Source organism: Rhodococcus parequi, from assembly GCF_046042785.1.
Lineage (GTDB): Bacteria > Actinomycetota > Actinomycetes > Mycobacteriales > Mycobacteriaceae > Prescottella > Prescottella parequi.
Window position 1 is genome coordinate 1 of record NZ_JBDLNV010000011.1, and the last position, 12638, is coordinate 12638.

A 12638-nucleotide genomic window follows, 5' to 3' on the forward strand; every position below is an offset into this window, starting at 1 on the left:
CAGCCGTCGGGCAGGGCGGCCCCGCCTCCCACTCCGGCGGCTCGGGAGGCGGCGGGGCCGGACACGCCGGAAACGGCGCCGGATGCGCCGGGCCGGGGTCCAGCCGGACGCGCGTCTCCGGTGGTGCCGTTCGGGGCGGCGCCAAGCAACGCGGGCGCGCCTCCACCGAGACCGCCGAGAACCGCGCCTCCGATGTTCGCGGCGGCCGAAGTGGCAGAGGAGACGGCGCCGGCGGCCGAGCCGAGCTGCGAGGCCGCCGTCGCGGCGCCCGGGCTCTGCGCGAACGCGGTGGCGACCGCCGCCACCGTGCCGACCGGATCGGTGCGGAAGTCGTCCTCGAGCCGGCGCCGAGCCACCTCGCCCGCGTCCCGGGCGTCGAGCCCGGCGGTACCGCCGCTGGTGAGCGGTGGCGGCTGGGTGAACGTCTCAGGCGTCGCGACGATGCTCGACGCCGCCTCGTACGCCTCCATCACCATCCCCGCCCGGAAGTCCATCGCACGGTCGGCGGCCTCGGTCGCGGCTGCGGATCCGTTGAGCACGCCGCCCGTGCTGTACGCCGCCGTCTTCGCGGTCTTGACCGCGGTGATCTCGGGCAGGCTGGGCATGGTCAGTGCCGCGGTGGTGTACGACCCGACCTGCGTGGACGCCTTGGTCGACGTCTCCGCGGCGAGCGCCGTGGTGTGCTCGATCCACGCCGTGAACGGTGCGAGGCGGCCGAGTGCGGCGTCGGCCGCCACTCCCTCCCAGCCCGCGCGCAGTTCCGTCATCACCCGGTTGAGGGTGGCGCCCGCGTCGGCGAGGCTCGCCGACAGCGCCGCCCAGGCCGGACTCGCCGCGCCGAGCGGCACCGGTCCGGCCCCGGCCGAGAGTGCGGTCGAGTTGACCGTTGCCCCGCGCGGCATCCAGACGACGCCGGTGACACCGATGGTCATGCTGCGTTTCTCCTCGAGATCGACGGTCGGTTGATGCGCGGCGTCACATGCCGGCGATGAGCGAGGTGCCGAGCGTCCGGTCCTCTTCCCGGTAGGCGGCGGCCTGCGCGCGGAGCATCGCGGCGGCCGCGGTCAGCTCCTCGATGCCGCGGCCGACGGCGGTACCGAAGCTGCCCGACAGTCGGTTGAAATAGCCGGCGGCCAGCACCGACACCTCCTCGGCGCCCGACGGCGCGACATCGAGAGCGGGGGAGTGGACGGCCAGGGAGGTCTGCAGACGAGCGACGAGCGCCTCGATCTCGCCGGCCGCGGCGAGAAGGACATCGGGGTCGACATACACGTGGTCCGACATGGCGGTGCACTCCTCGGCTCGGGGCGGCGGCAACCGGAACCAGCGGCAGGCTTGTTCCTCGATTGGTTGGACGCCGGAGGAGGCCGGTCGGTTCCATGTGAAACCGACGAAAAATCCGATCGGGGAGGCGGGTCAGCCCCAGCCGAGTTCGTGGAGCCGGTCCTCGTCGATGCCGAAGTAGTGCGCCACCTCGTGGATCACCGTCACCATGACCTCGTGCACGACGTCGTCGTCCGTCTCGCACACGTCGAGGATCGCGTCGCGGTAGATCGTGATCGTGTCGGGCAGCGCGCCGCCGTAGTGGCTGTCCCGCTCGGTGAGCGCGATGCCCTGGTAGAGCCCGAGCAGGGACGGCTCCTCGTCGTTGCGGGGCTCGACCAGCACGACGACGTTGTCGATCGCGCGGGCCAGCTCCGGCGGGATGAGGTCGAGCGCCTCCGAGACCAGCTCCTCGAATCGGGCGCCCGTCATGGTCACGGTCATCTCAGCCACCGGTCGAGGGCAGCGGTGCCGCACCGGGCAGCGGGGTGGGCATCGAGCGGCCGTCGGGGGCGGCCGGAGGCGGGACGGGGGCCTGCCCGTTGATCAGGATCTCGCCCTTGGCGCTGCCGACTATGGTGGCGAAACCGCTGCCGTCGACCTCCTGGCCGATCGAGCAGTTGATCTTGCGGCTGCCCACGAGCCAGCTGTCGAGGTCCAGGTTGTCCCAGAACAGCGTCAGCGTCTTGTCGCGCAGCACGTCGGGCGAACCCAGGTAGCCGGTGCTGGCGTCGGTACACGCCTTTTCGAGGAACCGGTCCTGATCCTCGACGGACGGCATGCCGCCGGGGAACTGGCTGGCCAGGTCGATGACGCCGACCACCTCGAACGCGTGCGGCTGGGCGCAGCCGACGGGATCGGAGGGCACGTTCTGGTTGATGCCGACGCAGGTGCCCACGTCCCACACCTTCGACTGATCCTGCTGCGCCACCATCCCCTGGAACGGCAGCAGCGTCCCGGTGACCCCGGAGAACTGCAGGCCGCAGCGGATGGTCCGTTCGCCCGCCGACCATCCGGCCTCGCCGGGGTTGATCAGTCCGACGCTGAACTTGCCCTTGGGGTCGAACCGCCCGTTCAGGTAGGTGGAGACGGCCGGCGCACACTGCTCGTCGCGGAGCTCGGAGAAGCGCAGGACGCCGGGGAACTTGGCGCCGGGTCCGAACTCGACGCCGGGATACAGGCTGAGGTCGATGTCGGTGGCCACCTCGAACTGGTGCGGCTGCGCGCAGTCCACCTGCTCGAGATCGCTCGCGTCGGCCTCGGACCATGTGAGGCAGTCACCCTTGGTGGCGGAGCCGAACGCGTCGCCGGCGACGGCGCCGGTGGGCTGCGGCCCCACGGTGCTGGTGTGCGTCGGAAGATTCTCGCCGCGGTCGAACCCGCCGGCCAGGAAGATCGTGGCGATCGCGGCCAGGATCGCGCCGATCGCGACGAACGCGAGAGCCCGCCTGGTCACGGGGGCGGACAGGTGTCGGCCCCGCTCCGGGCCTGGAGTCGGCTGTGGCTGCTCGTCGGACATCGCCTACATAATGCCCGCATCGGGCGCGGTTGCCGAAGTTTCCGCGTAGGTTCGTGCGGCATGAGTGAGGAATCTCCCGATCGGCAGGACGGCGGGGACCCCGCGGACGTGCAGGAGTTGGCGGGTCGTCTGTTCGACATGGCCCGCAGCGGCGACGCGGCCACGCTGGCGCAGTACGTCGACGCCGGTGTCCCGGTGAATCTCACCAACGGCAGCGGCGACACGCTGGTGATGCTCGCGGCCTACCACGGGCACGCCGCCGCGGTGCGTGCCCTCGTCGAGCGCGGCGCCGACGTGAACCGCCCCAACGACCGCGGGCAGACGCCGTTGGCCGGCGCGGTGTTCAAGGGCGAGGACGACGTGGTGGCCGCGCTGGTCGCCGCCGGGGCGGACGCGGAGTCCGGGCAACCGTCGGCGCTCGATGCCGCACGCATGTTCGGACGCGAGGATTATCTGCGGATATTGGGGAAGCACCCGGAGTGAGCGCGGCGTAACCAAGTAGGGTTTGTGGTCGTGATTGACCTCAAGTTCCTTCGCGAGAATCCTGACGCCGTCCGCACCTCGCAGCGCACCCGCGGCGAAGACCCCGGTCTGGTCGATGCGCTGCTCGAGGCCGACGCATCCCGCCGTGCCGCCATCCTGGCGGGCGACACGCTGCGCGCCGAGCAGAAGGCGTTCGGCAAGAAGGTGGGGCAGGCGTCGCCCGAGGAGCGCCCGGCGCTGCTCGCGGGTTCCAAGGAACTGGCGCAGAAGGTGAAGGACGCCGAGGTCGCGCAGCATGAGGCGCAGGCCGAGCTGGACGCGGCGCACCGCGCGATTTCCAACATCGTGCAGGACGGCGCCCCGGCCGGCGGCGAGGACGACTTCGTCACGCTCGAGACCGTCGGCGAGATCCCGACGTTCGACTTCGAGCCCAAGGACCACCTCGAGCTGGGTGAGTCGCTGGGGCTGATCGACATGGAGCGCGGCGCCAAGGTGTCGGGCTCGCGGTTCTACTTCCTCACCGGCTTCGGTGCGATGCTCCAGCTGGGCATGCTGCAGCTCGCGGCACAGAAGGCGATGGCCAACGGGTTCACGATGATGATCCCGCCGGTGCTGGTGCGCCCCGAGGTCATGCAGGGCACCGGGTTCCTCGGTCAGCACTCGGACGAGGTCTACCACCTCGCCGACGACGACCTGTACCTCGTCGGCACCTCCGAGGTACCGCTCGCGGGCTACCACTCGGGCGAGATCCTGGACCTGTCGAACGGCCCCAAGCGGTACGCCGGCTGGTCGTCGTGCTTCCGCCGCGAGGCCGGCAGCTACGGCAAGGACACCCGCGGCATCATCCGCGTCCACCAGTTCGACAAGGTGGAGATGTTCACCTACTGCAGGCCCGAGGATGCCGACGCCGAGCACCAGCGTCTGCTCGCGTGGGAGCGCGACATGCTGGACGCGATGGGGCTCCCGTACCGCGTCATCGACGTCGCCGGCGGCGACCTGGGTTCGTCGGCCGCCCGCAAGTTCGACTGCGAGGCATGGGTTCCCACGCAGCAGGCGTACCGCGAGTTGACCTCGACGTCGAACTGCACCACGTACCAGGCGCGCCGCCTGAGCGTTCGATACCGCGACGAGAACGGCAAGCCGCAGACCGCCGCGACCCTCAACGGCACCCTCGCCACCACACGTTGGCTCGTCGCGATCCTCGAAAACCACCAGCAGGCAGACGGTTCCGTGCGTGTCCCGGCTGCGCTCGTGCCCTTCGTCGGGCGTGAGGTGCTGACCGCGCCGTAGTTTTCCGTCTACAGCTGAAGGGTCCCTTCAGCGTCTACAGCTGAAGGGTCCCTTCATGCGCTGCGAGCGCATGAAGGGTCCCTTCATGCGCTGCGAGCGCATGAAGGGTCCCTTCAGCTTTTCGGAGGCGGGTAGTCAGCGCAGGATCAGGCAGGTGGTCGAAGCGGTGGCCAGCAGCCGATCCCGGTCGTCGCGGACCTCGGCGCGCGCGGTTGCGGTGGTGCGGCCGGTGTGCTCCGAAAAGCCGTGCACCCGAATCGATCCGCCGTCACCCTTGATTCCGCGGATGTAGCGGACGGTGATGTCGAGGGTGGTGTAGCCGACGCCGGCGGGCAGCGTGCTCGACACGGAGAATCCCATCGCGGTGTCGATCATCGTGGCGATGACGCCACCGTGCACACTGCCGACCGCGTTGTAGTGCCACTCCTGCGGTTCCGCCGTGATCTCCACGAACCCCTCGCGCGCGTCGGTGACGCGGAACCCGAGCGTCGACGCCGTCGGGTGGTGCGGGACCGTGCCGTCGACGAGTCCGCGGACGAACTCGAGACCGCTGAGGTGCCGATTGGCCTCCGCGATCGGGGCCGGGTCGTTCCAGGTATAGGTGCGCTGACGTTCGGTGGACACGCCCCGGACGGTACCGGGTCGGCTCGCGGAGCGGTGGACCCGAGGAATTCGACGACGGCCCGAAATTGAAATCAAATTCAGAAATGCGGATTCCCGAACTGAACCGAGTAACTGTTTGTTCTACACATTCGCGCGAAACTCGAGGCCTGCCGACAGTGTGGCAAGGGCTGACGCTCGGCCGCCGGGATCGAACTTCGGGCCGGATCGGCCGCTTCGGACGGGGGAGGGTTAATTCCGGGGTGAAAGATCTGGCGCGCTATGTAAACCCCGAAGATTCCATGTTACTGGACTCCTGTCCAGCAACATCGGTGGAGGTGAGAGGCTTGTCGGAACGACAGCTCGATAAATCTGGGGCGCGGGTGCGCCCCGGCTTCCTACTGGACAGTAGCTTTCATCGGACCATGGCTAACTGTCAGCAACATTTGGACGTTTGATTTCAAAAAGGGATACGAGGGCGTAACCGCGTCGTTATGGTGTACCGACCTATGCGGATTCCCTCCCCCCATCCGCAGCTTCTCAGAAGGAAGTGTGCATGCAGAATTCGATAATCAGGCGCTGTGCCGCACCTGTAACAGGCGCAGCGCTCGTGGCAGGTGTGATGTTGGTCGGTGCCCCGGCCAATGCGGTGACCACCACGACAAACTTCACGAGTGCGTGTGTTGCCGGCAGTCTCATCGGCGATCAGGATCAGAACGTCGGCGCGTCGATGACTGTCGACGCGCCCACTCAGGTAGCGCCCGGCGAAACCTTCACCTACCGGATCCAGCCGAATGCATCGTCCTACCCGGACAAGCAGTCCGGTGCGACCACGACGAACCTGTCCCGACTGAAGTACGACTACGAGCTCCCGGACAACACCGAGTGGGTAAGCGGCGCGGTGGTGCCTGGCACAGCGGTCGGTCTCGACAACGTGGCCCCAAATGTTCTGCTGGTGAACGACTCCGGTCAGCCTGATGCGAACGGGCGTGTGATTCGACTGTCCGGAAATAACCAGACCATCGGCAATGGCCCCAGCACCAGTCAGAACTCAGAGGGCGGTATTCGAGTACCGAAGTCCAAGAAGAATCTCGATGGTTCGACCAACGGGAGTGGCGAAACGTGGTTCCGCCTGCCCGCCGTCGACGTCACGGTCAAGGCCTTGAACGCGGGCGTCGTCACGCCTCGCGTCCGCATCAAGGGCAACGCAGCCAATCACGGTGCTCAAGAGTCCTTCAGCACCTCGCTGGCCAGGGCTAGTTTCCTGGGGACGCAGTGGGCACCCACCCGATGCACTCCGCGGGACAACAAGTCCGCGGCCCTCAACGCCGGCGCCGGCCCGCTGGCGACGATCAATGTCGTTGCCGCGCAGGAGTCGACCACCACAACCCTGAATGCTCCGGCCACGGCGGAGACCGGTGAGTCGGTCACGCTGACGGCCACCGTCACGCCCAGCAATGCGACAGGCTCGGTCCAGTTCCAGGACAACGGCACCGACCTCGGTTCTCCGGTGACGGTGTCCGGCGGCGCTGCCAGCTTGAACCACACCTTCACCGCGGCCGGTTCGCACTCGGTGACTGCGGTGTTCACCGCGACCGGTAGCTTCACCGGATCGACGTCGGCAGCCTCGACCGTGACGGTCTCCGATCCGACTCCGGTCGACGTCGAGACCACGCTGGGGCTGACGGTTCCGCAGAATGCCGAGACCGGCACGGCTGTCGACCTGACTGCCAACGTGACACCCTCGAACGCGCAGGGTTCGGTCCAGTTCAAGGACAACGGCAACAACATCGGTTCCCCCGTGACCGTGGCGGCCGGTGCAGCGACGCTGTCCCACCCGTTCGCGGCGGCCGGTTCGCACAGCATCACCGCCGAGTTCACCGGCGCACCCGGCTTCACGGGTTCGGTCGCCGGTGCCCAGACCGTGACGGTCACCGATCCGGTGGTCCCTGATGTGGAGACGACAACGACGGTGTCGGCTCCGGCCACTGCCGCGACGGGCTCCTCGATCACCCTCACGGCCGACGTCGCGCCCACGAACGCGACCGGCACGGTCCAGTTCACCGCCAACGGCGCCGACATCGGTTCGCCGGTGACTGTGTCGAACGGTGTTGCGACGCTGCAGCACACGTTCTCGGCCGCCGGGCTTCAGGCGATCGGCGCCGTGTTCACGGGTGACGCGGGATTCGCCGGCTCCACCGCGACGCAGACGCAAAACGTCACTGTGACGGATCCGAACGTCGTCACCTCGACCTCGCTGACGGTTCCGCAGAACGTGGAGACGGGCACCGCCGTGGATCTGACGGCGAACGTGCTTCCGGTCGGCGCGATCGGCACGGTGCAGTTCCAGGACAACGGCACGGATATCGGTGACGCCGTGACGGTGTCGAACGGTACCGCGACCCTGTCGCATGCCTTCACGACGGCAGGTTCGCACAGCATCACCGCGACCTACAGTGGCGGTGCAGGATTCGCCGGGTCGACCGCTTCGGCTCAGACCGTGACGGTCACGGACCCCGCTGTTCCGGACACTCAGACCACGACGACGGTCTCGGTGCCCGCCACGGCCGAGACCGGGACTTCGGTGACGTTGTCGGCCGCGGTGGCTCCGGTCCCGACCGGCGGTACGGTGCAGTTCAAGGTCGGCGGCAACGATGTCGGTGCCCCGGTGAACGTCGATGCATCGGGTAGCGCAACGGCGCCGTACACGTTCAATGCTTCCGGCGCATACGATGTTTCGGCTGTGTACTCGGGTACTGCCGGGTTCACCACTTCGACCGCCTCAGCGCAGACGGTCACGGTGTCGGATCCGACTCCGTCGGATGTGGAGACCACTCTGGGACTGCAGGTTCCGGCTACCGCCGAGACCGGTGACGATGTCGATCTCACTGCGACGGTGACTCCGGCCAATGCTCAGGGCGCGGTGCAGTTCTCGGTCGACGGCAACCCCGTCGGTTCGCCGGTCACGGTGTCCGGTGGCACTGCGACGCTGTCGCACGCATTCACTTCGGCCGGCACGAAGTCGGTGACCGCCGCGTTCACCGGTGCCACCGGCTTCGCGAACTCGACGGCGTCGGCGCAGACCGTGACGGTCTCGGACCCGACCCCGATCGACGTCGTCACCACGACGATGCTGGCCGTGCCGGGCAACGCCAAGACCGGTGAGGTCGAGAACCTGTACGCGACCGTGTACAACTCCACGACCTCGGAGGTCGTTCCGAGTGGCGGCAACGTCGAGTTCTTCGACGGCGCAACCTCGCTCGGCACTGCTGAGGTGATCGATGGCGTCGCCACGCTGTCGCACACCTTCACCACCGTCGGCACGCACGACATCACCGCGACGTTCGGCGGCGCAAGCGGATTCACGGGCTCCACCGCCGCGGCCAAGCAGGTCGTGGTTACGGTCCCGACGCCGGCCGATGTCGAGACGGCCACCGTCCTGACGGTGCCGGCCAACGCGGCCAAGGGTGCAGCGGTGCAGCTGTCGGTTCAGGTGACCGGCGCCGGTAATGCTCCGGTCAGCGGTACGGTCCAGTTCTTCGACGGGGCCACCCCGATCGGGGGCGCGGTGCAGGTTGTCGACGGCGTCGCGGTTCTGAACCACACCTTCACCACGGCGGGTGCCCACAGCATCCACGCTGTGTTCAGTGGCGGCCAGGGCGTCGCGGACTCGACCTCGGGTTCGCAGACGATCCAGGTCTCCGGTGGCAGCTCGAGCGGCAGCTTGGGCAGCCTGAGCGGAATTCTGGGCGGCCTGCTTGGCAACCTGAATTTCGGTTCGTAAGCAGTAACTGACGGCCCAGGCGGGGCTCCGTCCATCCGGACGTGGCCCCGCTTGTGGTCGTTCCGCGACGTCACCACATCAATCGCTGGACCTCGGACTCCTCGGCAGCCTGAGCGGACTCCGCTTCGGGTTCTGACTCCTGAGGTGAAATCGGGTGTGGCCCTGCGCGCTCCTGTGCGGAGGGCCACAGTCGTTTCTGGCCAATCGTCCTCGACTTGGACGTTTGTCCGATAGAGTTCGACTCGCATTTCAGACGCGGAGTCGGGCTGCGGATTGGCTGCAGGGGGTGGCGTGGGCCCTGCAGCGCGCCCCGGCTCGGTACTCATCGGCGCAGTGTCCCAGGTCGAAACCTGATCCATTGAGCTGACGACCGACCGTCGTCGTCGAGAGGGAAGTGCATGGTTGGCAGGGGATTACGCCGAATACTCGGCGGAGTGAGTGTATTCGCAATGGCTGCGGGATTTGCGGCGACGGTGGGTGTCGGATCCGCGACTGCGGCGCCGGGTACCGCAGAGTGGGATGCCAGTGGCCGGTATTTCACGCGGACGATCAGCAATGTGTCCCCGGCCGTCGGGGAGACGATCACGTCGAAGACGGTGTTCCAGCGCTCGAGTCTCGAGTATCTGTATGCGGTTAAAGATGTCCATCCGACGTGTCTGACGTACGTTCCGGGATCTGCAAAGGTCAACGGTTCGGCGCGTAGTCCGGAAAGTACCGGCCCGGACTTCGTTCGAATCGAGGGCAGTGTTACGCAGTGGCCGGTGTATGCAAAAGGCGGATTGCTCAATCCGAAGTCGTGGACGCTAGAGGTGTCTTACGTTGTCGGCGCAGATTGCGCGCGTGATACGGCACTGATGACGACCGCCCATATGTCGGGGAGTTCGGGCGCAGACGGCACCTATCAGAACAAGGGACCGACGATCACGGTGTCGAAGGACGCCACCACGACAACCCTGGCCGCGGTGCCGACGCCGATCCTGACGGGGCAGTCGGTGACGCTGACCGCGACGGTCTCCGGCGCCGCGCAGGGCAACACTGTCGAGTTCTACGACGGTGCGACGAAGCTCGGTGAGGGCCAGATCAACGGCTCGGGCGTGGGAACCTACGCATGGACGCCGACGACAGCGGGTGCGCGAAGTCTGACGGCGAAGTTCCCGGGCACGGCGATCGCGAACTCGTCGCAGTCTCCGGCGCAGAACGTGCAGGTGAACGCCCCGGTGACGACGGGTACGACGGTGTCGGTCCCGGGGACGGCGGTGACGGGTACGGAGGTGACCCTGTCGGCGTCTGTGGCCCCGTCGAATGCTGCCGGCACGGTGCAATTCAAGGACAACGGCACGGCCATCGGTTCGCCGGTAACGGTTGCGGGCGGCCAGGCGACACTGCCGCACACGTTCACGACCACGGGCGCGCACAACATCACCGCGGAGTTCGTCGGTGGCGCCGGGTTCGCGTCGTCCACTGCGAATGCGCAGTCCGTAACGGTGACCGATCCGGATGTGACTACGTCGCTGACGGTCCAGGCATCGGGCGCGGCGACGACTGGTTCGTCGGTGGATCTGACGGCGACAGTGTCACCTTCCGGGGCGGAGGGCGCAGTACAGTTCACGGATAACGGTGCCCTGATCGGATCTCCGGTTGCCGTGGTGAATGGTGTTGCAACTCTGTCGCACACGTTCGCGACGCCGGGTGCACACAGTGTCGGTGCCGATTTTATTGCCGGAGCGGGCTTCATCAACTCTTCGGCTGTTGCGCAGAGTGTGACGGTAACTGATCCCGATGTGGAGACCTCGCTGTCGCTGACAGCGCCGGGCACTGCGGAGACGGGTGAACCGGTGAGCCTCTCTGCAACGGTCGCCCCGGTCGCGGCGCAGGGGTCGGTGCAGTTCAAGGTGAACGGCGCCGCCGTTGGTTCCCCTGTTCCTGTGTCCGGTGGTATGGCTTCGTTGCCGTACACGTTCAATTCTGCTGGTTCGTTCGCGGTGACGGCTGAGTTTGCCGGTGCTGCCGGCTTCACGAACTCATCGGCTAGTGCGCAGTCCGTGACGGTGTCAGATTCGGATGTGACGACGTCGCTGTCGGTCCAGGTCCCTGACTCGGCGACGGCGGGTGCGTCAGTGGATCTGACGGCGACAGTCAATCCGTCGAGTGCTGTCGGCACTGTTCAGTTCACCGACAACGGTGCCCCGATCGGTTCTCCGGTTCCGGTGGTGAATGGTGTTGCGACGCTTCCGCACACGTTCACGGGGCTGGGTGCACACAGTATCGAGGCGTCGTTCACGGGTGGGCCTGGTTTCGCTGATGTGTCGGCGACTTCGCCGGGGTCGATCACGGTTACTGACCCAGACGTGACGACGTCGCTGTCGCTGACGATTCCGGCCACGGCTGAGACCGGCGAGGCTGTGGCACTGTCGGCTCAGGTGACACCGGCGGATGCGCAGGGTTCGGTGCAGTTCAAGGTAAACGGCGCTGCTGTCGGCGCGCCAGTGACGGTGGCCGGTGGCGCGGCGTCGTTGCCGTACACGTTCAATGCTGCCGGTTCGTTCGCGGTGATTGCAGAGTTCACCGGCGCTGCCGGGTTCACGAACTCTGCAGCGCAGGCGCAGAACGTCACGGTGACCCCTCCGGTGGCCCTCGACACGGACACCACCACGACGGTGACCGCGCCCGCGACTGCCGTGACGGGTCAGCAGATGACGTTGTCGGTGGCGGTCTCACCGGTTCCGACGGGCGGCACAGTTCAGTTCACGGTGGCCGGCACCGATGTGGGTGCTCCAGTCCCTCTGGACGGTAGTGGCCAGGCGAGTATCCCGTACACCTTCGCTGCGTCCGGTTCGTTCGCGGTGTCGGCCGGGTATTCCGGCACAACCGGTTTCGCTGGTTCGACGGCATCGGCACAGACCGTGACAGTGACGGATCCGGCTCCGGTCGATGTCGCGACGTCGACACTGGTCGGTGTCCCGGCGTCGGCGACGACGGGTGTGGAGACGACGTTGTCGGTGTCGGTGCAGGCGCAGTCGGGTTCGGCGGTGCCGACGGGTTCGGTGCAGTTCCGTGAGAACGGCAGCTCGATCGGGTCGCCGGTGGTTCTGGTGAACGGGTCCGCTTCGATCGACCACGTTTTCACGTCGGTGGGGACGCGCCAGGTCTCCGCGGTGTACACCGCTGATGCCGGTTTCGTGGGGTCGACGTCGGTCGACCGTCCGGTGGTGGTGTCGGCTCCGAATCCGTCGGATGTGGTGTCGTCGGTGGTGATCGCGTCGACGCAGTCGCCGACGGCCGGTGCGCCGTATGTGTTGAGGGCGCAGGTAATCGGTGCGCCGTCGTTGCCGGGAACGGTGCAGTTCTTCGACGGTGGTGTCGAGATCGGTGCTCCGGTTCCGGTGGTCGACGGGGTTGCTGAGCTCACGCATACGTTCACGCAGAGCGGGCCGCGTCTGATCCATGCGGTGTACTCGGGTGGCACGGGTGTGGCGGGTTCGACGTCGGCGACGCAGACCCTCGATGTCGCGCAGTCCGGGGGAGGCACGGGTGGTACCGGGTCGCTGGATCTCGGATCCTTGGGCAGCCTGAGCGGATTGGAGTTCGTTTTCTGACGAGCCTCGAATGAGCTGATCGTGACCCCTGGCGATCCAGAAC

9 protein-coding genes are annotated in these 12638 nt (G+C 67.3%); 4 read left to right on the forward strand and 5 right to left on the reverse strand.

All coding sequences use genetic code 11. From position 1 onward, the window contains the following. The 4 genes from ABEU20_RS24160 to ABEU20_RS24175 all read right to left on the reverse strand — a co-directional run. Positions 1–932, reverse strand: a 932-nt coding sequence (locus ABEU20_RS24160) for a PPE domain-containing protein (protein WP_420166928.1), incomplete at its 3' end; no start/stop codon positions are given. 43 nt (positions 933–975) lie between these two features. Beyond that, complete coding sequence (locus tag ABEU20_RS24165) at positions 976–1284, reverse strand: PE family protein (protein ID WP_420166929.1); 309 nt, start codon at positions 1282–1284, stop codon at positions 976–978. 132 nt (positions 1285–1416) lie between these two features. Next, positions 1417–1767 (reverse strand): metallopeptidase family protein, encoded by a 351-nt coding sequence (locus ABEU20_RS24170; RefSeq protein WP_420166968.1) that lies wholly within the window; start codon positions 1765–1767, stop codon positions 1417–1419. Between the two features lies 1 nt (position 1768). Continuing rightward, positions 1769–2842, reverse strand: coding sequence for a septum formation family protein (locus ABEU20_RS24175; protein WP_420166930.1), 1074 nt, complete (start codon positions 2840–2842; stop codon positions 1769–1771). Between the two features lie 60 nt (positions 2843–2902). On the opposite strand from ABEU20_RS24175, the gene ABEU20_RS24180 reads away from it, so the two are divergent. Then, entirely contained in the window at positions 2903–3325 is a 423-nt protein-coding gene (locus tag ABEU20_RS24180; protein WP_420166931.1) for an ankyrin repeat domain-containing protein, read from the forward strand. A 30-nt stretch (positions 3326–3355) separates the two neighbouring features. Next, positions 3356–4615, forward strand: coding sequence for a serine--tRNA ligase (gene serS, locus ABEU20_RS24185; RefSeq protein ID WP_420166932.1), 1260 nt, complete (start codon positions 3356–3358; stop codon positions 4613–4615). Positions 4616–4750: 135 nt separating this feature from the next. Here the strand turns inward: serS and ABEU20_RS24190 are convergent, their stop codons facing one another. Then, positions 4751–5239, reverse strand: coding sequence for a PaaI family thioesterase (locus tag ABEU20_RS24190; protein ID WP_420166933.1), 489 nt, complete (start codon positions 5237–5239; stop codon positions 4751–4753). A 586-nt stretch (positions 5240–5825) separates the two neighbouring features. Between ABEU20_RS24190 and ABEU20_RS24195 the strand changes: the two genes are divergently transcribed. Beyond that, positions 5826–8999, forward strand: a complete 3174-nt coding sequence (locus ABEU20_RS24195; protein WP_420166934.1) for a beta strand repeat-containing protein — start codon at positions 5826–5828, stop codon at positions 8997–8999. Positions 9000–9853: 854 nt separating this feature from the next. Continuing rightward, positions 9854–12595, forward strand: a complete 2742-nt coding sequence (locus ABEU20_RS24200) for a beta strand repeat-containing protein (protein WP_420166935.1) — start codon at positions 9854–9856, stop codon at positions 12593–12595. Positions 12596–12638 lie beyond the last annotated feature (43 nt).

Coding starts and splice junctions, on each gene's coding strand:
- ABEU20_RS24175 (WP_420166930.1), bottom strand. CDS start 2,842: ATGTCCGACGAGCAGCCACAGCCGACTCCAGGCCCGGAGCGGGGCCGA.
- ABEU20_RS24165 (WP_420166929.1), bottom strand. CDS start 1,284: ATGTCGGACCACGTGTATGTCGACCCCGATGTCCTTCTCGCCGCGGCC.
- ABEU20_RS24170 (WP_420166968.1), bottom strand. CDS start 1,767: ATGACCGTGACCATGACGGGCGCCCGATTCGAGGAGCTGGTCTCGGAG.
- ABEU20_RS24200 (WP_420166935.1), top strand. CDS start 9,854: ATGACGACCGCCCATATGTCGGGGAGTTCGGGCGCAGACGGCACCTAT.
- ABEU20_RS24180 (WP_420166931.1), top strand. CDS start 2,903: ATGAGTGAGGAATCTCCCGATCGGCAGGACGGCGGGGACCCCGCGGAC.